This window comes from Roseobacter litoralis Och 149, assembly GCF_000154785.2.
Classification (GTDB): domain Bacteria; phylum Pseudomonadota; class Alphaproteobacteria; order Rhodobacterales; family Rhodobacteraceae; genus Roseobacter; species Roseobacter litoralis.
Window position 1 is genome coordinate 3,885,512 of record NC_015730.1, and the last position, 26,727, is coordinate 3,912,238.

Annotated in this window: 25 protein-coding genes; 9 read left to right on the top strand and 16 right to left on the bottom strand. The window is 57.3% G+C overall.

Features of this window, described 5'->3' with window-relative positions; genetic code table 11:
* The gene (locus tag RLO149_RS18605) at window positions 1–1,077 is read right to left on the bottom strand and encodes a branched-chain amino acid ABC transporter permease (RefSeq protein WP_013963623.1); all 1,077 of its coding nucleotides are present in this window, start codon (window positions 1,075–1,077) and stop codon (window positions 1–3) included.
* Window positions 1,078–1,246: 169 nt separating this feature from the next.
* Here RLO149_RS18605 and RLO149_RS18610 point away from each other — a divergent pair, with 169 nt between their 5' ends.
* Window positions 1,247–1,585, top strand: a complete 339-nt coding sequence (locus RLO149_RS18610) for an SHOCT domain-containing protein (protein ID WP_013963624.1) — start codon at window positions 1,247–1,249, stop codon at window positions 1,583–1,585.
* 30 nt (window positions 1,586–1,615) lie between these two features.
* On the opposite strand, the gene RLO149_RS18615 is transcribed toward RLO149_RS18610, so the two are convergent.
* The 4 genes from RLO149_RS18615 to fdhF all read right to left on the bottom strand — a co-directional run bounded on the left by RLO149_RS18615 (window position 1,616) and on the right by fdhF (window position 8,702).
* Window positions 1,616–2,605: a branched-chain amino acid ABC transporter permease gene (locus tag RLO149_RS18615; RefSeq protein ID WP_044025434.1), complete on the bottom strand. Its 990-nt coding sequence runs from the start codon at window positions 2,603–2,605 to the stop codon at window positions 1,616–1,618.
* A 101-nt stretch (window positions 2,606–2,706) separates the two neighbouring features.
* Window positions 2,707–3,525 (bottom strand): ABC transporter ATP-binding protein, encoded by an 819-nt coding sequence (locus RLO149_RS18620; protein ID WP_013963626.1) that lies wholly within the window; start codon window positions 3,523–3,525, stop codon window positions 2,707–2,709.
* Between the two features lie 37 nt (window positions 3,526–3,562).
* Window positions 3,563–5,533, bottom strand: a complete 1,971-nt coding sequence (locus RLO149_RS18625; protein ID WP_013963627.1) for an AMP-binding protein — start codon at window positions 5,531–5,533, stop codon at window positions 3,563–3,565.
* 403 nt (window positions 5,534–5,936) lie between these two features.
* A complete protein-coding gene (gene fdhF / locus RLO149_RS18630; RefSeq protein WP_013963628.1) occupies window positions 5,937–8,702 on the bottom strand; it encodes a formate dehydrogenase subunit alpha in 2,766 nt (921 codons plus the stop codon).
* A gap of 224 nt (window positions 8,703–8,926) precedes the next feature.
* Here fdhF and RLO149_RS18635 point away from each other — a divergent pair, with 224 nt between their 5' ends.
* The 3 genes from RLO149_RS18635 to RLO149_RS18645 are packed head-to-tail and all read left to right on the top strand — an operon-like array spanning window position 8,927 to window position 11,261.
* A complete protein-coding gene (locus RLO149_RS18635; RefSeq protein ID WP_013963629.1) occupies window positions 8,927–9,580 on the top strand; it encodes a histidine phosphatase family protein in 654 nt (217 codons plus the stop codon).
* A gap of 11 nt (window positions 9,581–9,591) precedes the next feature.
* Complete coding sequence (locus tag RLO149_RS18640; RefSeq protein ID WP_013963630.1) at window positions 9,592–10,212, top strand: glutathione S-transferase family protein; 621 nt, start codon at window positions 9,592–9,594, stop codon at window positions 10,210–10,212.
* Complete coding sequence (locus RLO149_RS18645) at window positions 10,209–11,261, top strand: saccharopine dehydrogenase (protein WP_013963631.1); 1,053 nt, start codon at window positions 10,209–10,211, stop codon at window positions 11,259–11,261. The genes RLO149_RS18640 and RLO149_RS18645 overlap by 4 nt, the downstream gene beginning before the upstream one ends.
* Before the next feature lie 3 nt (window positions 11,262–11,264).
* Here the strand turns inward: RLO149_RS18645 and RLO149_RS18650 are convergent, their stop codons facing one another.
* From RLO149_RS18650 to RLO149_RS18670, 5 genes are read right to left on the bottom strand one after another with little or no spacing between them, the layout of a single operon-like run.
* Window positions 11,265–11,996 carry an SDR family NAD(P)-dependent oxidoreductase gene (locus tag RLO149_RS18650; RefSeq protein ID WP_013963632.1) on the bottom strand — a complete coding sequence of 244 codons (732 nt, stop codon included), beginning with the start codon at window positions 11,994–11,996 and terminating at the stop codon, window positions 11,265–11,267.
* Window positions 11,996–12,550, bottom strand: a complete 555-nt coding sequence (locus RLO149_RS18655) for a DUF3833 domain-containing protein (RefSeq protein WP_044025435.1) — start codon at window positions 12,548–12,550, stop codon at window positions 11,996–11,998. The genes RLO149_RS18650 and RLO149_RS18655 overlap by 1 nt, the downstream gene beginning before the upstream one ends.
* Before the next feature lie 9 nt (window positions 12,551–12,559).
* The gene (locus tag RLO149_RS18660) at window positions 12,560–13,789 is read right to left on the bottom strand and encodes an MFS transporter (RefSeq protein WP_013963634.1); all 1,230 of its coding nucleotides are present in this window, start codon (window positions 13,787–13,789) and stop codon (window positions 12,560–12,562) included.
* On the bottom strand, window positions 13,789–14,547 hold the full coding sequence (locus RLO149_RS18665; RefSeq protein WP_013963635.1) for a DUF1365 domain-containing protein: 759 nt from the start codon (window positions 14,545–14,547) through the stop codon (window positions 13,789–13,791). Before RLO149_RS18665 ends, RLO149_RS18660 begins: the two co-directional genes overlap by 1 nt.
* Entirely contained in the window at window positions 14,544–15,872 is a 1,329-nt protein-coding gene (locus RLO149_RS18670) for an NAD(P)/FAD-dependent oxidoreductase (protein ID WP_013963636.1), read from the bottom strand. The genes RLO149_RS18665 and RLO149_RS18670 overlap by 4 nt, the downstream gene beginning before the upstream one ends.
* A 254-nt stretch (window positions 15,873–16,126) precedes the next feature.
* Here RLO149_RS18670 and RLO149_RS18675 point away from each other — a divergent pair, with 254 nt between their 5' ends.
* A complete protein-coding gene (locus RLO149_RS18675; protein WP_201766507.1) occupies window positions 16,127–16,651 on the top strand; it encodes a sigma-70 family RNA polymerase sigma factor in 525 nt (174 codons plus the stop codon).
* Between the two features lie 7 nt (window positions 16,652–16,658).
* A complete protein-coding gene (locus tag RLO149_RS18680) occupies window positions 16,659–17,312 on the top strand; it encodes a ChrR family anti-sigma-E factor (protein WP_013963638.1) in 654 nt (217 codons plus the stop codon).
* Here the strand turns inward: RLO149_RS18680 and RLO149_RS18685 are convergent.
* Genes RLO149_RS18685 through RLO149_RS18705 form a run of 5 tightly spaced genes read right to left on the bottom strand, consistent with a single transcriptional unit; the run spans window position 17,309 to window position 22,780 of the window.
* The gene (locus RLO149_RS18685; RefSeq protein WP_013963639.1) at window positions 17,309–18,409 is read right to left on the bottom strand and encodes a mandelate racemase/muconate lactonizing enzyme family protein; all 1,101 of its coding nucleotides are present in this window, start codon (window positions 18,407–18,409) and stop codon (window positions 17,309–17,311) included. The genes RLO149_RS18680 and RLO149_RS18685 overlap by 4 nt on opposite strands.
* Before the next feature lies 1 nt (window position 18,410).
* Window positions 18,411–19,340 (bottom strand): 2-hydroxyacid dehydrogenase, encoded by a 930-nt coding sequence (locus RLO149_RS18690; RefSeq protein ID WP_013963640.1) that lies wholly within the window; start codon window positions 19,338–19,340, stop codon window positions 18,411–18,413.
* Complete coding sequence (locus RLO149_RS18695) at window positions 19,341–20,189, bottom strand: fumarylacetoacetate hydrolase family protein (RefSeq protein WP_013963641.1); 849 nt, start codon at window positions 20,187–20,189, stop codon at window positions 19,341–19,343.
* Window positions 20,190–20,222: 33 nt separating this feature from the next.
* On the bottom strand, window positions 20,223–22,022 hold the full coding sequence (locus tag RLO149_RS18700; RefSeq protein WP_013963642.1) for an IlvD/Edd family dehydratase: 1,800 nt from the start codon (window positions 22,020–22,022) through the stop codon (window positions 20,223–20,225).
* Window positions 22,019–22,780, bottom strand: coding sequence for an SDR family oxidoreductase (locus RLO149_RS18705; RefSeq protein WP_013963643.1), 762 nt, complete (start codon window positions 22,778–22,780; stop codon window positions 22,019–22,021). The genes RLO149_RS18700 and RLO149_RS18705 overlap by 4 nt, the downstream gene beginning before the upstream one ends.
* A 199-nt stretch (window positions 22,781–22,979) precedes the next feature.
* On the opposite strand from RLO149_RS18705, the gene RLO149_RS18710 reads away from it, so the two are divergent.
* Window positions 22,980–23,867 (top strand): NAD(P)-dependent oxidoreductase, encoded by an 888-nt coding sequence (locus RLO149_RS18710; protein WP_044025437.1) that lies wholly within the window; start codon window positions 22,980–22,982, stop codon window positions 23,865–23,867.
* Window positions 23,864–24,835, top strand: coding sequence for a D-erythronate dehydrogenase (denD, locus tag RLO149_RS18715; RefSeq protein WP_013963645.1), 972 nt, complete (start codon window positions 23,864–23,866; stop codon window positions 24,833–24,835). The genes RLO149_RS18710 and denD overlap by 4 nt, the downstream gene beginning before the upstream one ends.
* On the opposite strand, the gene RLO149_RS18720 is transcribed toward denD, so the two are convergent.
* Entirely contained in the window at window positions 24,808–25,485 is a 678-nt protein-coding gene (locus tag RLO149_RS18720) for a GntR family transcriptional regulator (RefSeq protein ID WP_013963646.1), read from the bottom strand. The two genes, denD and RLO149_RS18720, sit on opposite strands and share 28 nt — an antisense overlap.
* Before the next feature lie 196 nt (window positions 25,486–25,681).
* On the opposite strand from RLO149_RS18720, the gene RLO149_RS18725 reads away from it, so the two are divergent.
* Window positions 25,682–26,704: a TRAP transporter substrate-binding protein gene (locus RLO149_RS18725; RefSeq protein WP_013963647.1), complete on the top strand. Its 1,023-nt coding sequence runs from the start codon at window positions 25,682–25,684 to the stop codon at window positions 26,702–26,704.
* The last annotated feature ends 23 nt before the right edge of the window (window positions 26,705–26,727 follow it).

A 26,727-nucleotide genomic window follows, 5' to 3' on the forward strand; every position in this document is an offset into this window, starting at 1 on the left:
CTAGTGCGGGAAAGGCCACAAGCGTAGCTTTTCCTTGGCCAGACGCCAAAGCTGTGCAAGCCCATGCGGTTCAACGATCAAAAACAGTATGATCAACGCACCCACGACGACCAGATTGAGGTGTGCCACGATATCCGTGGGCCAGCCAAACCAATCAACACCAATCACCTTGAGCAACACAGGCAGCAGCACCAGAAATGCAGCCCCCGCGAAAGAGCCAAAGATCGACCCCAAGCCACCAATGATGATCATGAAGAGCACAAGGAACGACTTGGTGATCCCAAAGACCTCACCGACCTCCACAGCACCCAGATAAATCGCAAAGAACAAGGCACCTGAAATGCCCACAAAGAACGAACTGACAGCAAAGGCCGTCAGCTTGGCCTTGAGCGGGTTCACCCCGATAATCTCCGCTGCGATGTCCATATCCCGGATCGCCATCCACTGCCGCCCCATCGCCCCCCGCGTGAGGTTGCGCGCGATAACGGCGCAGGCAATGGTGAAAATCAGGCAAAACACATAGGCCGCCCATGCATCCGTATTGGGGCCTGTGATGATGATTCCAAAGGTGTCCCGCTCGGGCGCGTTGATCTGACCCGAGGCCGAATAGTTATAAAACCAGGAAACACGGTTAAACATCCAGACCAGAAAGAACTGCGCAGCCAGCGTCGCAACGGCCAGATAAAATCCCTTGATCCGCAAGGAAGGCAGACCAAAAAGCACGCCAACGGCGGCCGTGATAGCGCCTGCCAAAAGCACGTGAATGAACATGCTCACGTCAGGAAACGCCGTCATCAGTTTGTAACAAGCGTAGGCCCCCACAGCCATGAAACCGCCCGTGCCAAGGCTCACCTGCCCACAATATCCCACCAGAATATTCAACCCGATTGCCGCAATTGAATAGATCAAGAAGGGCATAAAGATCGAATTGACCCAATAATCGTTGACCATAAAGGGAATGACGACAATCGCGATGAACAACACCACATAGTAGCGATACCGGTCAAACCGGATCGGAAAGGTCTGGCTGTCTTCAGGGTAGGTTGTGCTGAAATCACCTGCTTCACGATAGAGCATTACGTATCCCCTGCGATTTTTGCATCGGTTGTCTCGTGGAAAAAGGAGCGTTCAAACATCGCATGGCTCCGACGTTGAGAGGTTAACCACGTCACACAAAGCCACGGGATTTCCTAATTTTGCCCCAATTGAACCGGCACAACCGTTCGTGTGGGACGGAGTGGGTGTGATGACGGCAGTACTAAACGAAATCAGAAATCTGGATGCGCGGCTTGGTCGTGGGGAAATTACCCCGGCCGAGTATGAAGCAGCGCGCGGACGGCTCCTGCACGATATCGAAGACGCGCAAAGCGATTTCATCGACATCACACCGGCGCCCGAGGCACGCAATGCGCCACGACAAGGATCATCTGCATTGGGTCTTGGTCTGGTGGTATGTCTGTTGGTCATGAGCCTGTGCATCAGCCTGACCTTGCTGTTCCTGCCCGATCTCAATCTGGCGCTGACCTTGGGCGTGACGATCCTCGCCGCGCTCAGCGTCGCATTGTTGCAGGTCAAAGACGACTGACACTGCGCGCCTCGGTGCGCCCTTATGGCGTCACACGCGCTCAATGATCTTCTCCCCAAAGAGGCCCTGAGGCCGGAACAGCAGGAATACCAGCGCCAACATATAGGCAAACCAGTTTTCCGTGGCGCCGCCAAGGTACGGCTGACCAATCAGAAACTCGAATAACTTTTCACCAACCCCGATGATCAGACCGCCAACGATCGCGCCGGGGATCGAGGTGAAACCGCCCAGCATCAGCACCGGGAGCGCTTTGAGCGCAATAAGGGACAGCGAAAACTGCACACCCGATTTCGCCCCCCACATGATACCGGCAACAAGGGCTACGAAACCCGCCAGCGACCACACCAGTATCCAGATGAAATTGAGCGACACGCCTACCGACAACGCCGCCTGATGGTCATCCGCCACCGCCCGCATCGCCCGGCCCTGCTTGGTGTATTGCGCAAACAACACGAGGCCCAGCACCAGAATGGCGGCCACAATCGAAGCCACGATGTCCAGATTATCGATGAAAAATCCGTATCCAAAGGCCTCGAAGGTCACGGCGTCTATGGTCTCGTTGATGCCCTGCGGCAGGCCGACTTCAAGCGTTTTGATGTCTGAGCCCCACATCAAATCCCCAACGCCTTCGAGGAAATAGGCCAGCCCGATGGTCGCCATGAACAGGATAATCGGCTCCTGCCCGACCAAAAACCGGAAAATATATCGCTGCACCAGCCAACTGAACAGCACCATGACTCCCATCGTCAGGAAAATCGCCGCCAGCGCGGGCACATTCCAGCCAAAATAATGGATCTCGGTGCCGAAAATCGCATTGATCAGATGCGCAAAAGGCACCTGACCATTCATGATGCCGTACAGCGTCATCGCCGCGAAAAGCGCCATGACGCCTTGGGCAAAGTTGAAAATTCCGCTGGCCTTGTAGATCAGCACGAACCCCAGCGCCACAAGCGCATAAAGAACCCCGGCCATAAGCCCGTTCAGAAAAACCTCAGCGGTCCAAAGCAGTTGTTCAGGCATCGGAGTTCTCCCTGCACGAGCGAATGAGAGCGGGCTTGCCGGTTGAAGCGCCGCACCGACGCAATACCGACGACATACCGACGTCATACCGACGTCCCAAATCAGTCATGCGCCACCCCCAGATAGGCGTCGATCACCGCCTGATTGTTGCGCACCTCGTCCGGGGTGCCGTCGCCGATCTTTTTGCCGTAATCCATCACAACCACCCGGTCTGAAAGGTCCATGACCACGCCCATGTCATGCTCGATCAGCGCAATTGTCGTGCCAAATTCATCGTTCACATCAAGGATAAAGCGGCTCATGTCCTCTTTCTCCTCCACGTTCATGCCCGCCATCGGCTCATCCAGCAGCAACAAAGACGGCTCCGCCGCCAAGGCCCGCGCCAGTTCCACACGCTTTTTCAACCCATAGGGCAGCCGGGACACAGGGGTCTTGCGGATCGCCTGAATTTCGAGGAAATCAATAATCTTTTCAGCAACTTCCCGGTTCTCAGTCTCTTCGGCTTCGGCTTTGCCACGCCAGATCGCCTGCCGCCAGATGTTTGTTTTCATATGCGTCAAACGCCCCGTCATGACATTATCAAGCACCGACATCCCCTCGAACAAGGCGATGTTCTGGAACGTGCGCGCAATGCCTTGCCGCGCCACCTGATAGGGCTTCAACGCGGGACGCGGTGCACCCTGATAGAACACCTGTCCTTCCTGCGGGACGTAAAACCCGGAAATGACATTCAGCATCGAAGACTTCCCGGCCCCATTCGGCCCAATGATCGCGCGGATCTCCCCCTTGCGGATGTCAAAAGAGATGTCCTTGATCGCCTCCACTCCGCCAAAACGCAGGGTGATGTTCTTCATCTCCATCACCACTGGACCGATCTGGCGGCCATCTTCGGTCACGTAGCCGTCAATAGTATCTTTCATTCATACCTCTGAAAAACGAGGGGGTACGCCGTGTCCATCATTGCGCTGCCATCCTTGCACCAACCGGTTGCACCGCTGCCACCCGAACTTCCAGCGTTGCGGAGATTGAGCCCTTGCGCCCGTCTTCATAGGTCACTTCGGTCACGGTCGATATCTCAGGCGAGCCGTCATATAGTGCCGCGATGATATCCGCATATTTCTCTTCGATGATCCGGCGGCGGACCTTGCGTGTGCGGGTCAGCTCGCCATCATCCGCATCCAATTCCTTGTGCAGCACCACAAAGCGATGGACCTGACAGCCAGACAGCATGACGTCCTCCGCGACGGAAGTGTTTACCTCTTCCACATGCTCCTGAATCATAGCCATAACCTGCGGGTGCCGCGCCAACTCCTGATAGGAGGCATAGCCGATATTGTTCCGTTCCGCCCAGTTGCCCACAGCGGTCAGGTCGATGTTGATAAAGGCCGTGCATTCGTCACGCTCGTTGCCAAACACCACGACCTCCAGAATGTTGGGGAAAAACTTGAGCTTGTTCTCCACATATTTGGGCGCAAAAAGCGATCCATCCGCCATTTTCCCGACATCTTTGGCGCGGTCGATGATCCGCAGATGGCCCGTGTCCTCTTCGATAAAGCCCGCATCCCCCGTGGCCACCCAGCCTTCGGCGTCCTTGGTGTCTGCCGTGCTTTCGGGGTTTTTGAAATACTCTACGAACACGCCCGGACTGCGGTAAAAGACTTCGCCATTCTCCGCGATTTTCAATTCAACGCCAGGGCAGGTCACACCAACCGTGTCGGATCGCACTTCGCCATCGGGTTGCGCGGTGATGAACACGGTCGCTTCGGTCTGCCCGTAAAGCTGTTTGAGGTTGATCCCGAGTGAGCGAAAAAAGTCGAAAATCTCAGGCCCGATCGCTTCGCCGGCGGTATAGCCCACGCGAATACGGCTGAACCCCAATGTGTTCTTCAGGGGGCCATAGATCGCCAATTCGCCAATGTTATATTTGAAGCGGTCCCATTGGTTCACCGGTTGGCCATCCAGAATATCCGGCCCGACGCGGCGCGCATGGGCCATGAAATAATCAAACAGCCATTTTTTGAACCGGCCCGCATCTTCCATACGAATCATTACATTGGTCAACTGCGTCTCGAAAACGCGCGGCGGGGCAAAATAATAGGTCGGACCGATTTCACGCAGGTCAGTGTGCATCGTCTCGGCACTTTCCGGGCAGTTGGTGCAAAACCCTGTCCACAGCGCCTGACCCACCGAGAAAATGAAATCCCCGACCCATGCCATCGGCAAATAGGCCAGAATCGAATCCGTTTGCCGCAGATCATCAAATTCCGACGATGATTTGGAGGTTTCAATGACATTGCGGTTGCTCAAAACGACGCCTTTTGGCTTGCCCGTTGTGCCGGACGTATAGAGCATAACGCAGGTGCTGTCATAATTCAGCTTTGCTTGCCGGGCGGTAATCTCTGGCAGCAATTCGTCTCGCTTTGCCCGGCCTGCATCCTGCACATGCGTGTATTGGTGTAATTTCGCATGGTCGTATTTGCGCAACCCTCTGGGATCGAGATAGAGCATCTGTTCAAAGCTCGGCAGCTGGTCGCGGATTTCGATGACTTTATCGACCTGTTCCTGATCCCCCACGATAACAAATCGCGCGCCGCAATGGCTGAGAACATAGGCCATCTCCTCGGCCACCGCGTCCTGATAAAGCGGAACCGGCACCGCACCGACCATTTCGGCGGCGATCATCGACCAGTACAAACGGGGGCGGTTGCGTCCGATAACCGCAATGAAATCACCTTCCTGCACGCCAAGGTCAACCAACCCGAGGGCCAGTGCCTCAACCTCTTCCAAGGTTTCGGCCCATGTCCAGGACTGCCAGATCCCATACTCTTTTTCACGGTATGCAGGTGCGTCCGCGAACTCTTTGGCATTACGATGAAGCAGCGCCGGGACGGACTGTGGTCCGTCGACCTGCGTTGAAACTATACTCAATTTTTGTCCTCCCAGACCTTGCCGTCCATAGGCAAGCGCGGTCGTTTTTTGACCGTCGTGTGCACAACAATGTAAGTTTTCAGATGAAGGTCAACTTTTTAGTTTCATTTGGTCAGTGCGCAAGCGCTAACGGGCCGGATTCTCTACGGTCTGAGCCAAAGCACTACGTCGGGAAACAGGGTCATCCTTATCCGTATTTTCGTCCAGAAGGTGGCTGATTCCATCGGCTGACAGCACGGAACAACATAGCATCCCGTTTCAGGTGTGACGCTTTTGCCATCCCGACACGGGCGCTTTGAATACTTTAGCCAATCGAACGCGCCTTGGGCCACGCATCGCAAGGCCCGGCAAGGTGGACGACACGTTGAAATGCCGAGTCGTCCACGCAACTTGCTACGTCACCCTATTCTGCAGCCACCTGATTTTTCGTGGCCTCAACCCGGACAGCGGAAAACTTGAACTCCGGGATTTTACCGAAGGGATCGACCGCAGGGTTGGTAAGGATATTTGCAGCAGCCTCGACAAAGGCGAATGGCAGAAACACCATGTCAGGTGAGACGGCACGATCCTCACGCGCCATGATAGAAATGCTTCCGCGCTTGGTGGTCAAGGTCACGTGCTCTCCCGGAGCCACACCGAGTTTACGCAATGTGGATGGGTGCAGCGAACAGTTTGCTTCCGGCTCCAGCCCATCGAGCACATGCGAGCGCCGCGTCATCGAGCCCGTGTGCCAATGTTCAAGCTGCCGCCCGGTGGTCAGAATCATCGGGTATTCAGCATCCGGAACATCATCCGGCGGTATCACACTGGCCGGTGTGAACCGCGCGCGCCCATCCGGTCGGGGGAAGCCATCGCCAAAGACGATCGCCTGCCCCGGATCCTCGGGGCTGAGGGAAGGGTAGGTCACGGCGTTTTCATTTTCCAGACGGTCCCAAGTGATGTTTTCAAGACTGCGCATGTTCTGCTTCATCTCTGCAAAAACATCTGCGGGGCTGTCATAGTTCCAATCCAGTCCAAGGCGTTTGGCCAATTCAACTTCGATCCACCAATCGGGACGCGCGTCACCGGGTGGGGACACCGCAGGGCGGCCCATCTGAACCTGACGATTGGTGTTGGTGACGGTACCTGCTTTTTCCGCAAAGGCGCTGGCCGGCAGAATGACATCGGCATAGTTGGCGGTTTCCGTGATGAAGATATCCTGCACAACCAGATGGTCGAGTTTCGCAAGCGCTTTACGCGCATGCTCAACATCCGGATCAGACATCGCGGGGTTTTCACCAAGGATATACATGCCCTTAATCTTATCATCGTGCACCGCATCCATGATCTCGGTCACGGTCAGACCACGCTCGTTAGAGAAATCCGCAGACCCCCAGACCTTGGTAAAGGCAGAACGCACACCGTCGTCCGTGACGGGCTGATAGTCCGGCAGGAACATCGGGATCAGACCCGCATCGGACGCGCCTTGCACGTTGTTCTGACCGCGCAACGGATGCAGGCCAGCGCCGGGCCGCCCGACCTGTCCGGTCATCAGCGCCAGCGAAATCAAGCACCGCGAGTTATCTGTGCCGTGGATGTGCTGGCTTATTCCCATGCCCCAGAAGATCATCGCGGCTTTGGCACCCGCAAAGGTCCGCGCAACATCCCGCAGAGTTTCCGCATCAATTCCGCAAATCCCGGCCATCGCCTCAGGGCTGAAATCTGCAAGATGCGCTTTCTCTGCCTCCCAATTTTCGGTGTAGGCTTCGATATATTGCTGGTCGTAGAGTTTTTCCTCAACGATTGTGTGCATGATTGCGTTCAGCATGGAGACATCCGCACCGGGCCGGAACTGAAGCATATGGCTCGAAAAACGTTTGAGTGCCTGCCCCCGTGGGTCCATCACAATCAGCTTGCCGCCGCGTTTGGTGAACTGTTTGAAGAAGGTCGCCGCAACGGGATGGTTCTCAATCGGATTACAGCCAATCGCAATGGCCACATCCGCGTTTTCAATTTCGTTGAATGTCGCTGTCACAGCGCCCGAGCCGACGTTTTCCATCAATGCCGCCACCGAGGACGCGTGACACAGACGCGTACAGTGATCGACGTTATTGTGGCCAAACCCCTGACGGATCAGCTTTTGAAACAAATACGCCTCTTCATTGGTGCATTTGGCCGACCCGAAACCGGCAATCTCGCGGCCGCGGCCCTTCATGCCCGCGGCGGCAAAATCCAGCGCCTCATCCCATGATGCTTCGCGGAAATGGCTTTGCCAGTTCGCCGGGTCGACATTCAGACCTTTCGCAGGCGCATCCTCGCGCCGGATCAGCGGTTTCGTCACGCGATGGTCGTGATGGATATAATCAAACCCGAAACGACCTTTGACACAAAGCCGCCCTTCGTTCGCGGGGCCGTTGATCCCCTCGACGTATTTGACCTTGTTGTCCTTGACCTTCAGGGACACCTGACAACCGACGCCGCAGAAGGGGCAGATGCTTTCGACTTCCTTGTCGAAATCCGCGCTGTCACCGACCTGATTATCATCAACAACCGTCGACGGCATCAGCGCGCCGGTCGGGCAGGCCTGCACACATTCACCGCAGGCCACGCAGGTGCTGTCGCCCATCGGGTCGGCCATGTCGAATGTCGGATAGGAATCATGCCCGCGCCCGGCCATGCCGATCACGTCATTGACCTGAACCTCGCGGCAGGCGCGCACACAAAGACCACATTGAATGCAGGCATCCAGATTGACGGACATCGCGACATGGCTGTCATCGAGCAGGGGAATGCGGCCCTCTTCCAGCTTTGGGAAACGGCTTTCTTGCACGCCACTGTGCGCGGCCATGTCCCACAGGTGGCTTGATTTGTCATGCGCCACATCCTGTTCGGGCTGATCGGCAACAAGCATCTCAATGACCATCTTACGCGCACTCTCTGCACGGGCTGAGTTGGTGGTCACGACCATGCCTTCGCTGGGTTCGCGAATGCAGGACGCAGCAAGCGTGCGTTCGCCTTCGATCTCTACCATGCAGGCGCGGCAGTTGCCGTCAGGGCGATATCCCGGCGCGGGTTTGTGACACAAATGCGGGATCACAAGACCCCGACCATTGGCCACTTCCCAGATCGTCATTCCAGTATCGGCCTCGACACTTTGACCGTCGAGCATAAAGGTAATCTTGTCAGCCATGGTTTCCCGCTCCTCACATTTCCAAGGACTATATGAAACAACAGGTCTTTCAAGGAGTCCCAATCCCGACACCCGAAACCGAATTTGCGCCACCCCGTTTCCGATCGGAAAACCAATGGCGCCTATTGGCGGCGGCAGCGCGCGATTTACATCGCCCGATCCAAGCACCCTTTCCACCCTGCGCACAGTCGCCTACTAAAAGCGATACCAAGTAGAAAGAACGCATGTCCCACATTACTCTTATTCGCCACGGTCAGGCAAATTCAGGCGCTACAGATGAGAAAAGCTATGACAAGCTGAGCACTTTGGGCCATCAGCAATCCGCGTGGCTGGGCGCGCATCTGAAGGCGCAAAGCCAACACCACGCGCGGCTGTTTACCGGAACATTGAGGCGGCATGTCGAAACCGAGGCCGCGATGCAAACCGGCCTGTCACCGATCAGAGATGCGCGTCTGAATGAACTGGAATACCTGACGCTTGCGCGCGCGATGGAGCAAGAACATGGCGTACCCTTTCCCACGGATCAGGCCGGTTTCACAGCCCATCTGCCCATGCTCTTTGCCGCTTGGCAAAGGGATGAGATCGCCGGGGCACCAGAACGGTTTTCCGAGTTCGAAACCCGGATTTCAGAGGTTTTGCGCGAAATAGCCGAAGGGGATGGGCCCGCATTGGTTGTCACCTCCGGCGGGCTGATTTCCTGCGTCATGCGGCAGGTCCTGCGGTTGGATATCGATGCGATGGCGCAACTTGCGCTCGCGATCTACAACACATCGCAGCATCGGCTCTTTCCGATTGGTGGCCAGCTTTCGCCCACCATGTTCAACGCCATTCCGCATCTGGAAGACCCAAGCCGCCACTATGCTCAAACCCACGTTTGAAGGAGCACTCCATGCGTCTCTATTATTCTCCCGGTTCGATTTCGATTGCCGTTGCAATCACCCTGTACGAAGCAGAATTGCCCTTTGAGGCCGTGAAGGTAAACTTCGGGGAGGCGGAGCAGACAAAACCAGCCTACCTCAACGTCAATCCCAAGGGCCGCGTTCCAACGCTGGAAACCGATGGTAACCACCTGACAGAAACCGGTGCGATCCTTGAGTATATCGCCGCCCGGACGCCACAGGCTAAGCTGGTCCCGCAGGATGCGCTGAAGGCGGCACATATGCGCGCCGCGATGTATTACCTTGCATCAACCATGCATGTGAACCATGCGCACCGCGTGCGCGGTAACCGCTGGGCAGATCGGCCCGAAAGCCTTGCCGATATGGCAGCCAAGGCACCTCAGACCATGACGAACAGCGCCCGATACGTGGAAGAACATTGCCTCAGAGGTGACTTTGTCATCGGTGACCACCTGTCTATCGCCGACCCTTACCTGTTTGTGGTCTGCTCATGGCTTGAGGGCGACGGCGTGAATATGGCTGATTTCCCCGGGATCACGGCGTTTCAACAGCGGATGCACGCGCGCGACAGTGTGCAGCAAGCAATAAACGCGGGGATGCTGCCATCATGACACATCTTTGGGTACGCGCGGAACAACGCGATAATGAAACACGGGTTGGGTTAACGCCTGATGGCGCACGCCAACTGATTGCGTCAGGGGTCACTCTGACGGTTGAACAAAGCCCGACGCGCGTCATTCCCGATGCCGCCTATGATGCGGCGGGCTGCACACTGGCACCCGCGCACAGCTGGCCCACCGCACCGAAAGACGCGATCATCTTCGGCCTGAAGGAACTGCCCGAGGATGCAACGCCCCTGCCGCACCGCCACATCATGTTTGGCCATGCGTTCAAGGGGCAACCAGCGGGGCAGGTTCTGTTGCAGCGGTTTAAAGCGGGCGGGGGCACGCTACTGGATCTGGAGTATCTGGTAGATGACCAAGGCCGCCGGGTTTCCGCCTTTGGATACTGGGCAGGCTACGCAGGGGCTGCGGTCGCTTTGAAATGCTGGGCGGCGCAACAGCGTAACGACATCGCAGGCCCGGTCGCACCCTGTGACAGCGCGACGCACCTACTTGCCGATCTGCAAAGCGAGCTGATGGCGACTGGCACAAACCGCCCCACCGCGCTGATCATCGGGGCGCTGGGGCGCGTCGGGACAGGTGTGTTCGATCTCTGCTCGGCCATGGGTGTCGCCTGCACGAAATGGGACATGGCAGAAACCAAAACCGGCGGTCCTTTCCCCGAGGTGCTTGCGCATGATCTGTTTTTCAACTGTGTATTGGCGCGTCCCGGCACGCCCGTTTTTGTGCCCTCAGGCGCTGGCAGCGCGCCGCGGCAACTTTCGGTGATAGGCGATATCGCCTGCGATCCGGACAGCGATTTCTCCCCGATCAAGGTATATGAGCAAACAACCACATGGGCAGAACCAGCGCTGCGCGTATATGGCGATCCCGTTCTTGATGTTACGGCAATCGACAACCTGCCCTCCCTGTTGCCACTTGAAAGCAGCGAAGACTATGCCGCGCAATTGTTGCCAACACTGATGACCCTCAAGGACAACGGCGATGTCTGGCACCGTGCCGAGGCGACCTATAGAACGCATCGCGAGCAGATTTAGCGGTCAGGAAAAGATACGGAAATACAGCCAGTCAGGCAGGAACTGGCTGCCCCGAAAAACCCAAGAGAACAGCGTCGGAAAACTGTTCTTGAAACGGTTGGTGTTCATATGCCGGAACATGTGATCCGCTGCCTCATCCGGCGTCATGATGAAGGGCATGGAAAAGTCGTTCTTGTCGGTCAGCTGAGTCTTGATGAAGCCAGGATTTGACACCTGTACGTCAACACCGCTGCCGCGCAGATCCGCGTACATGCATTCCGCCAGCGACATCGTACCTGCTTTTGATGCCGTGTATCCGATCGAACCGGGAAGCCCGCGAAATCCGGACAGACTGCCGGTAATCACCACATGGCCCGCGCCTCTGGACACGAATTGCGGCACGATCCGCCCCATGACGCGCATCAGACCGGTGAAATTGATATCCGCCATCGCGGTCGCTTTTTCGGCATCCCATTCCTGCGCCGCGAATGGCCAGTAGACACCCGCCAGATAGACCACGCCATCTATCTGGCCGATCGCGTTCGCGGCCTGATCGACACTTGCATCATCCGACACATCGACCACCTGAACCGAGCCTTCGTTCGGCAGGCTTTCCACAACGGCGGCCAGTTTATCCGCGGACCGGGCGGACACGATAACATGCGCGCCTGCGCGGCTCATCTTCAGCGCGAGCGCCGCGCCCAAACCGTCACTTGCGCCAACAAGCCAATATCGTTTGCCTTTCCAATCGCGCATCACGCTTCCTTGGGTCGCATGGTCGCAACGAGTTCTGCGACCTTGATGCCGAATTTTCTGAACTGGGAGCGGTTCATGATCGTCCCGTTCGGCGTCAGATACATCCAGTCGACGGTATTGAGAACATGACCGCCAGACGCCTCGGGCAGGCGAATGTCATATTTCAACAGCACGGTTGAGCCAGATTGCCTGCCCTGCCCTTCGCCGACAACATCGGACGCCAAGGCACGGATTTTGCCATCATTGCCAAGCGTCAGATGCCATTCGCGATCCTGAACGGTGCCATCATCATAGACAAACCGTTCTTTCATCACACCCTTGTTCCCTTCCCATGAGGCGTCAAAATCAGCGACAAAACGGCTGCTGACGCGCCCCAGTGGGCCATAGATCACACCTTCGCACAGGATCGGCCCGTTAAGATGCTCGCGCACGTCAAAGGCGGGGTTTTCATCCTCGTAATCCTCGGGTGTCTGCGCGGTGAAGCTCCAGAAGGTCCGCCGCATCCAGACAAGAGCAAACGCAAGGAGCGCGCCGATCAGGATATAAAACCACATATTCACACTTCAGGCCTCCTTCAGGTCGGTCATCACCAGCAAGGCGATGGCGATTAGTTTCAAGGCGCAGGGCACCGCCGCATATAAAAACGTCAGCAACGCCAAAGCCTCCGGCGGGTTCTGCAACGACCCACTTTGAAAGCCAGCCCGTTCAAGCAGGGGCAACAAAGTGACTGCCGCAAAGGCCAAGGTCAGTTTCGAAACGAATGACCACAGCCCAAACCCCTCAGATGCCGACGGCGATATTTGCGCCATTCGAGACGCAAAAATTGCAGGTAGCAATGTCAGATCAGCCCCCAGAGTCGCCCCAGACGCCAAGCAGATCAGCGCAAACAGCAGCCAATCGCCGGGGCCGAGCGTTAAGGTAAGTCCAAAAGCGGCGATGGCCAGACCCATTGCCAGTAAAAGTACATTACGCGACCCAAAACGCTCTGCCAGCGCACTCCAAACCGGCGCAGCCAAAGCCGCTGACAGGAAAAAAATCAACAGCAGCGGCCCTTCGAAACCGGGCGCGGCAAGTTTGCTTTCCACATAGAATAAAAACAGTGTGGAACTGACGGCGACCGGGGCGGCATTGACCATGGCGATCAGCAATAGGCGCCGTGCCAACCGGTCTTTGAGAACGGTGCCAAACCCGGTGGACGGGGCAACGCCAGCCGTGCTCCATTCCTCTCTCATGGCCCAGACGGCCGCCAGGCCCAGCACGCAAAACCCAATGGCAAACCCCGCAAAGGGTGCATCCATCGCGGCCCCCAAGGCGACGGGCGCGACCGAAGCCACGCATACGCCAGTGAGCGCACCGCTTTCGCGCCAACGTGCCAGACGCAGATGCCCCTGTCCGGGCATCGCATCCGCCTTGATCACACCCTGTGCGTAAAAGTTGATGGTCAGAAAGCTGAACGCTGAAAACACGAAAGTCAGGCACAGCCCGAACCAGACCAGCGGGGGCAGCAAAGGCGGCACCGCAAAGAGCGCAACCATCGAGACAGCCATGATCACCGCGGCAATGGACACATAGGTGCGGCGCTGTGTGCGGGTTTTTTCCGCCAGTTTGCCCAGCAGCGGGTCCTGAACTACATCAAGCAGGCGCAGCCCGAACAGCACCGCCCCCAAGGCCGCGAGTGATACGCCAAATTCATCCAGATAGAATTTCGGCGCGTGGATATATATCGGCAAGCCTGCCGCTGCCAGCAGAGCCGCAAAAAGAGAGTACGCGGGTAACCTCTGCGTCTTTTGCACTAGCGAGACACTTCTTTTGACGGCGGTTTGGGACGTCCGCGATAAATAGCGCCCTTGATCCAGAGCTTGAGCGCCTGCCAATGGATCAGCGCCAAAACACGGCGCGCGCCAAGAGGTCGGCGAAACGCGGCGCGCAGGATCGCCCGGTTGGTCAATGGTTTGCGATGGCCCGTCAGCGTGGCGATCAAGCCGCCATCCGGGCGCGCGTAATCAATCCAGATGCCAATGCGCGCATCCGTCACGTCAAAGCGGAATTTGTACCCGCCCTCGACCGGCTGAAAAGGTGAGACATGAAAAATCTTGGTCGCCAGAAGCGTGTCACTCGGTTCAATCGGGCGCTGGTCAGAATGCGCACACAGATAACTGTGCCGATCTCCGAAGGTATTGGACACCTCGGCGATGACCGTGATCAAGGCCCCGTCAGAGCGACGGCATAACCAGAAACTCACAGGATTGAAAACGTGCCCCAACACCCGCGGCTGTGCCAGAAGTTCAATCGTTTCCACATCGCGGATCTGATGCTGGCCAAGCACGTCACGCACCCAAGAGGCACCGCGCCCCTGCCCCGGTGCACCGCCGTGATCAAGGTCCTTCAGACCGGTGAACCCGCGCCCGTTGCGCGAAAACAGCCATGGGGTTTTGACCTCCGCTTCGGCGTCCAGCAGCACATAATCCACCGAATAGCGAAACGCGTTGCTGATCGCACCCTTGCGGCCATGATACGTCAGCCCGGCGATATGATCGATGCCTGAGGTCACTCGGCCGCGACTTTCATCTGCTCATTGCTGCGCAGCTTGCGCACGACGTCAACCGCGCTGGACAGACCGTCTTCGTGAAAGCCGTTTTTCATCCATGCCCCGCAGAACCACGTGTTTTGCGCCCCGTTAAAGGCTGCGACCTCCTTTTGTGCCGCCAAGGCCGCGAGATCGTAGACCGGATGGCGCAGCGTGACCTGATCGTAGATCAACTCTTCGCGGATCGTGCGTTTCGTGTTCAACGTCACGAAATGCGGATCATCATGCGGAATAGGTTGCAGGGAATTCATCCAATAGGTCAGATCAATCCGGTCGGACAGGGCGTTCTTGTCCTCTGTGTAGACCCAACTGGCCCATGTCTTTTTGCGCTTCGGCATGATGCTTTCATCCGCGTGCAACACGATGTCATTTGGCTGATAGGCGACGGCACCCAATGCGGCAGTTTCCTGCGCGCTGGGGTCTGCCAGCATCTTGAGGGAATCATCCGAATGGGTCGCCATGATCACGTGATCGAACGCCTCTTCTTCGCCACCCCACGGACGGATGAACGCTTTTCCACCCGCACGGCGCACCGATTGCACAGCCGCGCCCAGACGCATGTCGACACCCTGCGCAAGCAGTGCATTTTCCAGCCGCCACACATATTGCGTCGACCCGCCTTGGACCGTGTACCACTGATGTTGACCGGTCGTATTCAGCAGCGCATGATTTTCGAAAAACCGGATCAGCGCATAGGCCGGGAAATCCATGATTTTCTCAACCGGCGTGGACCAGATCGCCCCGGACAGCGGCAACAGATAGTAATCGCGAAACCACGGACCCGTGCCCATCTTGTCAAGGAATTCCCCCAGCGTCAGGCTTTCATCCTGTGCCACGCGTATCGCATGTTTGTTAAACTTCAGAATGTCCCGCACCATGCGCAAAAACGCGGGGTTCACCGCATTGCGCCGTTGCGCAAAGAGCGCATCAAGCGAGGTAAGCGCATATTCCAGCGCACCCCCGTCAATGGACGCGCCAAAACTCATGTTGGATTTGACGACCGGCACTTCCAGTTCTTCGAACAGCGCGGCCATGTAGGGATAATTGGCGTAGTTAAAGACGATGAACCCGGTATCCACAGGCTGATCACCGCGCTTGCCGGCCAGTTTGGTGCGCGCGTGACCGCCCAAGCGGCCCTCGGCTTCGAACAGGGTGACATTGTGCGTCTTGGACAGCATATGCGCGGCCCCTAGTCCAGAGATACCAGCGCCAACAATCGCAACTTTGATTTGATTTTCAGGATGAGTAAACGTCGGCAGATTACCCAACGTGAGAGCTTCAAACGGCATTAATGACTTTCTACTTCGGTGACGGTCTTTCAATGTATACGCGGCATATTGGTCGCTGGATGAATTGAAAACCATCTTAAAATAAGAGTGATCCAAATTCTGTTGCATGGCGTAACCCTGTCATGTGTGCAAATCTAAATATCCAACCGAATACGGCACCGCCGGTTCACCTCGCAGGACTGGGTGCTTCGAAGTATTTGAAAGTAGTGAAAACGGGACGTGGGCAAGTGACGTCAAGCGAAGTATCGAAACGGATGCTCTGGGTATCTCACATGACGCGTATCCGGGATGATCAGGACCGCGCTGCATTCGCAGAGCTGTTCGGTCACTTTGCGCCGCGTGTGAAAGGGTTCTTGATAAAATCCGGGGCGGATTCAACCTTGGCCGAGGAATGCACACAGGATGTGATGGCCACGCTCTGGCACAAATCGCATCAGTTTGATCCGTCGCGGGCATCCGTTGCTACATGGATTTTCACGATCGCGCGGAATAGAAAAATCGACCTGTTGCGTCGCCAGAGACGACCAGAGCCCGAAGATCTGACCTGGGGTCCCGAAGCGGAGCCGGATCAGACCGACGTAATTGGCCTGCAGCAAGAGTCAGAGATTTTGGTCTCTGCCCTCAACGCGCTGCCCCCCGCACAGCGGGAATTAATAGACAAGGCGTATTTCGGGGACCTCACCCATAGCGAAATTGCCGCACAAACCGGTCTGCCGCTCGGCACGATCAAATCCAGAATAAGATTGGCGTTGGACAGACTTCGCCACGCAATGAAGTGATGAAACGATGACTGATACCATTAAACACCATCTCAATGACGCGGTTCTGATGGCCTATTCCGCCGGAACGCTGCCCGAAGCCTTCAATCTGATTGTCGCCGCACACCTCTCGCTCTGCGATAGCTGCCGTGCGCAGGCGGAGAGCTTTGACGCGCTCGGCGGCGCGCTGCTGGAACAGAATGCGGATACCGATATGGACAACAACAGCTTTGCGAATACCATGGATTTGATCGCGGGCGGCGATATCGCTGTGACCGTGCCAGCGGCGGAAATGACACCCGGCGTGCTGCCCAAGCCAATTCAGGATTACGTCGGCGGTGATCTCGACAGCATCAAGTGGAAGCCGATTGGCATGGGCGTCAAACAAGCGATCTTGCCGACATCGAAAGATGCAACCGCGCGTTTGTTGCTGATCCCGGCGGGCACGGCGATGCCGGATCATGGACACAAGGGCACCGAAATGACCATGGTGCTCAAAGGCGCGTTTCAGGACGATGACGGATATTTCGCACGTGGCGATGTGGAAATTGCCGACAGTGACCTGCATCACACGCCGGTTGCGGACATCCACGAGGATTGTATCTGCCTTGCGGTCGCGGATGCGCCGCTGGAATTTAACCGCCTGCTGCCGAAGATCGCACAACGGTTCCTTAGAATTTAGGCTGGCTGCAAGACCTCAAACGCCTCCAACCTCTGCCAATCGAACGTCACGCCGATCCCGGTTTCATCCGGCGCAACCGCGCGTCCGTTTTCAATCACCAGCGGACGCATTGTGTATCGGTCGATTGGGAAGCTGTGTACTTCGATCCAGCCCGCGTGCGCCTGAGCGGAGACAAGGCTCACGTGCAATTCCTGCATACCATGCGAACATATTGCGATGCCGCTTTGTTTGGTCAACGCCGCAACCTGCAACCACCCGGTGATACCACCGCAATTCGATGCATCGGGCTGAATGAAGCCCAGATCTGACTGCGCCACCGCCATTTCAAATTCGTGAATTGTGTGCAGGTTTTCACCCTGCGCCAGCGCCATGCCGGTCGCTTTGGTGATCTGCGCATATCCGGGGTAATTGTCCGGAATGATTGGCTCTTCAAACCACAGTATATTCTGATCTTTCACCGCATTGGCGAGGGTGATCGCCTGCTCCACCGTCAGCGAATAATTCGCGTCGATCATGAAAACGGCGTCGGGACCGATATGGTGACGCACAGCTCGGATACGGGCAATATCGACTGCCATATCTGGCTGGCCGATCTTTATCTTGACCGCGTTCAACCCCGCATCCAGATAACCTTGCACGTGGGTCAGCAGTTTGGGCAGCGGAAAGGCAAGATCAATGCCGCCCCCATAGGCTTTGCAATTGTTATCCACGCCACCCGCCAGTTGCCAAAGGGGCACGCCAAGCCCCTTGCAGCGCAAATCCCACAGCGCGATATCAACCGCCGAAATCGCAAAGCTGACAATACCGCCACGCCCCACATAGTGCATATGCCATTGCATCGCATCGTTCAGCGCTTCGACGTCCTGCGCGTCCTTGCCGATGAGAAAGGGCGCCAGATCATGCATGATCATCGCCGCCGTCGCATGCCCGCCGCGCCCGCCGTTATAGGTATAACCCGTGCCCTGACGCCCGTCTTCCAGCGTTATGGTCGCCGTGATGAGGTGAAAGTGGCTGTGACTGCCGTGTTTGGCATCCACCAGCACCTCATCCAAGGGCACATTGAAAAGCCGGGCCTGAACCGTGGCGATCCGGCTCATCTCACATATCCGTGCATTCGGGCACCGGGGATACGGTGCTGCCATCGGAGAGGTGCTGCAACAGGTTGTCGACGGTCAAGGCCCCCATCGCGGCACGTGTTTCAACCGTGGCGCTCCCGACATGGGGCAACAGCACGACATTGGGCAGATCACGCAGGGCCTGCGGCACCTTGGGTTCCGCCTCGAAGACGTCCAGCCCGGCCCAGCCGAGGCGTTTTTCCTGCAAGGCTGCAATCATCGCGGCCTCATCCACAACCGACCCGCGGCTGACATTGATGAGCGTTCCCTTGGCCCCCAACGCGTCGAGAACATCTTTATTGACGATCTTGTTGGTCGCTGGCCCACCCGGTGTGATGCAGATCAGACAATCCACGTTGGCCGCCATTTCCTTCAGATCAGCGTAGTATTTATACGCCACGTCTTTCTGCGTGCGGGAATGATACACGATCGTCGTGCCAAAGGGCGCGAGCTTGTCAGCAATCGCCTGACCAATGCGTCCAAGGCCCAGAATTCCAACCGTTTGATTGTCCACCGAACGGGTCAGCGGCGCATTGCCCTTCGCCTCCCAATTGCCAGAGCGCACCCAGGCATCATCGCGCAGCAATTCGCGATAACAGGCCATCATCAGCATCACCGCCGTGGTCGCAACCTCACCGTTCAACACATTCGGCGTGTGCGTCACGACGATGCCGCGCGCCTTTGCTGCCGTGACGTCCACCGCGTCATAGCCAACGCCATAGCAGCTGATCATCTTGAGGTTGGGCAACGCGCTCATCACATCGGCGGGCACACCGTCGTGCCCATTGGTGGCAATATGCGTGATCGCCTCCGCCGGGTAGGTGCCATCGGCCAGCTTATGGATGGTAAATGCCGCCTCAAGCCTTTCGCGCATGACATCCGTGACACCGCCGATTTGCAACAGGTCCGGCATCTATGCGTCCTCCGTCACGGTCTGGCGCTGCTGGCCAAGGCCTTCGATCCACAACTCCATCACATCGCCTTTTTTCAGATAGACGGGCTCGGGCTTTATCCCCATGCCGACACCGGGGGGCGTGCCGGTGGTGATCACATCACCCGGATGCAGCGTCATCAGCCCCGAAAGATGTTCGATGATCTCGGCCACGGTAAAGATCATGGTACTGGTTGTTCCGGTCTGCATCCGCTTGCCATTTACGTCCAGCCACATATCCAGCGCTTGCGGGTCCGCAACTTCGTCACGCGTCACCAGCCAAGGCCCGGTCGGCCCGAAGGTGTCGCAGGATTTACCCTTGGTCCACTGCCCCGTCAGCTGCGTCTGGAAATGCCGCTCAGAGACGTCGTTGATCACGCAATAGCCTGCCACGTGGTCCAATGCGTTCTCTTTGGAAACATATTTGGCCGTCGTCCCGATCACAACGCCCAGCTCGACCTCCCAATCGGTGTGGGTGGAGCCGCGCGGCATGGACACATCGTCATTCGGCCCCACGACCGCAGAATTGGCCTTGAAGAACAGGATCGGATGCTCGGGGATTGCGGCACCTGTTTCGGCGGCATGATCGGAATAGTTCAACCCGATGCACATGAATTTCCCGATGTTCCCCACACAGGGTCCAATGCGCGGCGTGCCGTCAACAACGGGCAGGCTCGCCGGATCAATCGCGCGCAGCTTTTCAAGGCCCGCGTCGGACAGCACGTCTCCGGCAATGTCATTCACATGGCCGGACAGATCGCGCAGCACGCCTTCTGCATCCAGCATGCCGGGTTTTTCTGCGCCTGCGTCACCGTATCTTACAAGTTTCATGTCTTCTTCCTTTTCGTCTGTGCGCCGCAGCGCTTAGTGGTTGTCGCGCGGCATGAACCGACGCGAGATGTCCTGATATTTGTCAGCATCTTCGAGGATCATTCCCTCATCAAAACGGCCGACTTTTTCGCGGAAATACTGCTGCCAGGGCGACTGGCTCTCGGGAGCATCGTAGCCGCCATTTACCTCGAACACGCGGGCGCGCTCGGCCAGTTCGTCAAGCGGCACAAGGCTGTTGGCGGTGCATTTTTGCAAATCAATGCGCACAGGGTCACCGTTTTGCAACAGCGCAAGACCGCCACCCGCCGCCGCCTCAGGCGAGGCGTTCAGGATCGACGGGCTGCCCGAGGTGCCCGATTGCCGCCCGTCGCCCACGCAGGGCAAGGCTTCAACGCCCTGCTTGATCAGATAGGAAGGGGGCCGCATGTTCACGACCTCAGCCCCACCAGGATACCCTTTTGGGCCTGCACCGCGCATAAACAGGATGCAGTCTTCGTCGATCCCCTCGGATGGGTCATCAATACGGTGGTGAAAATCCTCCGGCCCGTCAAAGACGACCGCCCGCCCCTCAAAGGCATTCGGATCCTCCGGGTTCGACAGGTATTTGGCGCGGAAATTCTCGCTGATCACGCTGGTCTTCATGATCGCGCTGTCAAAGAGATTGCCGGTCAGGTTGATAAAGCCCGCCTGCGCTTTCAACGGATCGGCAACGGTCTTGATCACCTTGATATCCGCGCTGCGCATATTGGCGCAGTTCTCGCCCATCGTTTTGCCATTCACGGTGATCGCGTCGGGATGGGGCAACATGCCCTCGGCCATCAACTCACCCACGACAGCAGGCACCCCGCCCGCATGGCTATAGTCTTCGCCAAGGTATTCACCCGCCGGCTGCAAGTTGACCAAAAGCGGCACATCATGCCCCAGCTTCTGCCAATCATCATTGTCCAGCGGCACACCCAGATGGCGCGCAATCCCGTTCAGGTGGATCGGCGCATTCGTCGACCCGCCAATGGCCGAATTGATGACAATCGCGTTTTCGAAGGCCTCACGCGTCATGATTTGCGAGGGGCGCAGGTCTTCCCAGACCATATCAACGATGCGCCGACCGGTTTCATAGCTGATCTGTCCCCGCTCGCGGTAGGGTGCCGGGATCGCCGCAGAACCGGGCAGTTGCATGCCCAAGGCCTCGGCCAGTGAATTCATCGTGGTCGCGGTGCCCATCGTGTTGCAATAACCCACCGACGGCGCGGAAGAGGCGACAAGCTCCATAAAGCCATCATCGTCAATCTCTCCGGCGGCCAGCATCTCGCGGGCCTTCCAGACGATTGTCCCGGACCCTGTCCGCTCGCCCTTGAACCAGCCGTTCAGCATTGGCCCCACCGACAGGGCAATCGCAGGAATGTTCACCGTCGCAGCCGCCATCAAAAGCGCAGGCGTGGTCTTGTCACAGCCGATATTCAGCACAACACCATCCAGCGGGTAGCCAAACAGCGTCTCAACCAGCGACAGATAGGCAAGGTTGCGATCCAGCATCGCCGTCGGGCGTTTGCCGGTTTCCTGAATGGGATGCACGGGCACCTCCATGCAGGTCCCGCCCGCCGCAATGATCCCGTCGCGCACGCGCTTGGTCAGCTCAAGGTGATGGCGGTTACAGGGGCTGAGGTCACTGCCGGTTTGCGCAATGCCGATGATCGGCTTGCCCGATTGTAACTCGCCCCGCGTCAGCCCGTAATTGAGATACCGCTCAAGATAAAGCGCGGTCATTTCCGGATTGTCCGGGTTCATGAACCACTTGCGCGACCGCAAGTCTTCGATACCGATTTTCTTTGTCATTGGCCTGACCAGCCTCCGTCAATGATATGGGGGTGCCCTGTGGTGAATGCGCTTTCATCGCTGGCAAGATAGACGACGAGCGCGGCGATCTCTTCGGCACTTGCGACACGCCCCATGGGTTGACGGGCCACGAATTGCGCCAGCGCTTCCTCCCGGCTGCCCAACTGTTTGCCCAGAGCGTCCACGCGGTCAAGCCAGCTTGGGCTTTCCACCGTGCCGGGGCAGATCGCATTACAGCGGATGCCCTTGTCGATGAAATCAAGCGCAACCGATTTGGTCAGCCCGATCACTGCGGCCTTGGTCGTGCCATAGATAAACCGGTTTGGCGCGCCCATGACCGAAGAGCAGGCAGACGACATATTGATGATCGACCCGACACCGCGATCCAGCATGCCGGGCAGCGCCGCCTTGATGGTGCGCAACATGGAGCGGACGTTCAGATCAAAGGCAAAGTCCCAATCACCGTCCGTTGCATCCAGAATTGTACCGTGATGCACAAAGCCTGCACAGTTGAACAAAACGTCCGGTCTGGCCCGTTCGACACCTGCGGCCACGCTGTCGTCGCTGCGGGCATCAAGTTCGAAAATTTCGATATTTTCGTGATTCGCCTCCCGAATCGTTGAAAGCGCGTCCATGTCTATGTCTGTCGCAAAGACCTGCGCCCCCTCATCAGCCATCGCCAACGCACTTGCGCGTCCAATCCCCTGACCAGCGGCGGTCACAAGCGCACGTTTTCCTTTAAGTCTTTGCCCAGACATAATATTCTCTCCCTTCATCAGCATGTATGTTGTCGGCGTATGACGGGTTTCAACCTGCGTCGCCTCACACATTTTTTGCTGACTTTTATCAAAAAACCACCGGACGGGCTGGTCCAATGGCTGCTTTAGGTTAGCGTATGACAGCGCAGCTGCTTTGGCTACTGCATAGAAGATCAACCACGACGGGGAAACAGGGCCGATGGCACAATCCAGAAAAATCACACTAATCGGAACCGGCCTGATGGGTGTTCCCATGGCCCGGAACCTTTTGAAAGCCGGGCATGACGTGACCGTCTGGAACCGGACCGCTGCGCGTGCTGAACCGCTTGTCGCCGATGGCGCGCAGCTGGCAGCCGACGCGGTGCAGGCCGTGCAGGGCGCGGAATTCGTGATCACCATGCTGTCGGATGGATTTGCCACCGGCGCGCTGGTGGATGATCCGGCCATTCAGGCCGCGTTAAGCCCCGGCGCGATCTGGATCGACATGTCGAGCGCAAAGCCGGAACACGCCCGCGCGCAGCACGCCACCCTCACGGCGCTTGGTTTTGGTCATCTGGATGCGCCCGTCTCAGGTGGCACCAAAGGCGCGGAGGATGCAACACTGGCAATCATGGTCGGCGGAACGGCAGAGACATTTGAGGCCGCCCGTGCCGTGTTTGAGGCCATGGGTCGCCCGGTGCATGTCGGCCCCTCCGGCACGGGGCAGTTGTCAAAACTGGCGAACCAGACAATCGTCGCCGTCACAATTTCCGCCGTCGCCGAAGCAATGCTACTGGTTGAGCAAGGCGGCGCAGACCCCGCAGCCGTGCGCGCAGCGCTCAAGGGCGGATTTGCCGATAGCACCATCCTCCAACAGCATGGTGAGCGGATGACAAAGGGCGATTTTGAACCCGGCGGGCTGACCAAATTCCAGATTAAAGACCTGAACAACACCTTGGATGAGGCTGAAAGTCTCGGACTTAGCTTACCCGCTACAGAAACCGTGCGCGACCGTTTCCAGCATTTCAGTGACGCAATGGGGGGCGCGGAAAAAGACCACTCGGGCCTTTATCTGGAACTGAAACAGCGCAATGGGCTGGCGACATGACCCGCGTTTTGATCATCGGCGGCGGTGGTATGGTCGGCCAGAAACTGGCGCACCGCTTGGCGACATCGGGCCTCGAGGGTGCTCAGGACCTTGATGTCACGCTGTTTGACGTGGGCTTTCCTCTGGCCAGTGCGCCGGGCGCGCAGATCACGGGGAACCTGACGGACGCAGCGGTGATACAGAACCTCGCCGCGCAACGTTTCGATGTGATCTTTCATCTCGCGGCCATCGTGTCGGGCGAGGCGGAAACCGATTTTGACAAAGGCTGGGCCGTCAACATGATGTCCATGTGGCATCTGCTCGAAGCATTGCGGTCTGAGCATAACGCCACGGGCGGGGCCTATGTACCTCGCGTGGTGTTCACCTCATCCATCGCCGTCTTTGGTGGCCCGTTCCCAGACAAGATAGACGACGCATTCCTCTCCGCCCCGCAAACCAGCTATGGCGCGCAAAAGGCAAGCAGCGAGTTGATGCTGAGCGATTTCAGCCGGAAGGGTTTTGTCGATGGCATGTCGCTGCGCTTTCCGACCATTTGCGTGCGCCCCGGCAAGGCAAACCTTGCGGCCTCGTCGTTTTTCTCAGGCATCATACGTGAACCGCTGAACGGTCAGGAGGCCATTCTGCCGGTGCCTGATACCGTGCGCCACTGGCATGCATCGCCGCGATCTGCCGCCGGGTTTCTGGTGCATGCCGCGGGCCTTGATACGAGCCGCTTGGGCGCTCGTCGCGCGCTCAACCTGCCGGGGATCAGCTGCACCGTTGCCGAACAGATCGAAGCTTTGCGCCGCGTCGCAGGCCAAAAGACGGTGGACCTGATCGTTTCCCGGCCCAACGCTGATATCGCGAAAATTGTCGAAGGCTGGCCGCGCGATTTCAACCCGGCCCGAGCAGAGGCACTTGGGTTCAAGGCCGAGGATAGTTTTGATGAAATAATCGAGATCTACATTGCGGAGGATTTGGACCGCTGAATATCCTGCGCGCTGAACGCACCGCCAAGATGCCGCGCCAGATGGTCGTGGATTTTCTGGCGGGTCAGATCCTCATTGCCATCAAGGGCTGCGACCATGATCGCGTGATGATGCTGGATGTTCTTTGAAATGAAATCAAAACTGCGATCGGCAATCATCAGCTGTTGGCGGAAGCGTCGGTAGACCTGCACATGCATCGCCTTGAGCGTGGCGGACTCGCAGGCCGAGATCAGCGTTTGGTGAAATTCCAGCTCGGCCTGAAACCACAAAGGCACCAGATCGGATGGATCATCGCTGGCGTGGATTCGTTTCTCGATGTGGCTGAGTTGATGATGCACCGCTGTCAGGCGCGCTTCCCAAGCAACCCCGCCCTGCCTGATCGACAGCACCGTACCTTCGCCCTCAAGCAGGATTCGGATATGCGTCAGTTCAGCCAGAACCGCAGCCGATTTCTCAGGCACACGGAAACCACGTTGTTCCTGAAAATCAACCAGCCCTTCGGTAGACAGTCGGAAAAGAGCTTCGCGCACGGTACTGGCAGAACAGCCATAATCGCGTTTCATTTGCTCTGCGCGCAGTTTCTCGCCATGATCAAAATCATTTGTGATGAGGCGATGCTGCAGATCTGTGTAAATGTCACGGTCGAACATCCACGTACCTCAAATGCTACTTGTCTTGAGCGTATCAATAAAATTTCAATAATCCACAAAAATCTCAAAATTTTTTAAAATATGAAAATTCTATTGCGAGATAGGCCAGCCCCGCATAACGTTCTGCCAGCGTATTCAAAATGAGCGCCCTTGGGCGGCTCAGCAATAACAACGCTTCAACGTCTGGGAGGACAACATGAACCTATTGAAGAAAGCGGCAAGCGTTGCCGTGGTCGCTGCATTGGCAGCAACAACGGCGATGACTGCATCGGCACAAACAACAACCCTGCGCATGCAAACGCATTTTTCGCCTGAACAACTGTCCGGCCAACTGGCGGCGAAATTCATCGACGACGTGACGACCATGTCCAACGGCGAAATCCAGATCGAGATGTTTTACAGTTCATCCGTGGTCAAATCGGTTGAGACATTCGACGCCGCGGCCACAGGTATCCTCGATTGCGACATGACGGGCGGTGCGTATCAAACTGGTAAGAACCCTGCGTTCCAATTCGCGGGCGACTTGATGGGTGGCTATCAGAACCCTTACCAGCAAATGGCATGGCTGCTGCATGGTGACGGCAAGGCCGCATTGAACGGCCTTTACAACCCCTACGGCATGGAATTCATCGGTTGGTGGATCCCCGGTCCGGAATCGCTGTCCTCGACCAAACCAATTCGCAACGTCGCTGATTTCAAAGACTGGAAATTCCGGTCCCCTCCTGGCCTCGCGACAAAAGTGTTCGCAAACCTCGGTGCATCACCGATCGTCATGGACTTCACCGAAATCTTTACCGCACTTGAAACCGGTATCATCGACGGTGCAGACGCCGCGAACCTGACCAACAACGTGGGCTTGGGTCTTTATGACATCGCTGAGCACACGAACTTCCCCGGCTTCCACTCCATGCCTGCGGACCATCTGGCCTGCAACAAGGACGTGTGGGACGCGATGCCGGAGCATCACAAGCGTATCATGGAAGTCGCCATGGACAGCCTCGCGCTGCACAACGCGACCATCAATGAAGTGCAAAACGCGCAAACCGCGAAAGACCTTCGCGCCAAGGGTGTGAATCTCTATGAGTGGTCCGCTGAAGACCTGCAAGTCTACCGTGATGCGGTTCAAAAGGGCTGGACAGAGTTTGCAACCACACCAGAAGCGCAGGCGCTTTTGGCAAGCCACATCAGCTTCCTGCAAGACATGGGCGCGATGAAGTAAGCCACGCATCCGCGTTATCGACA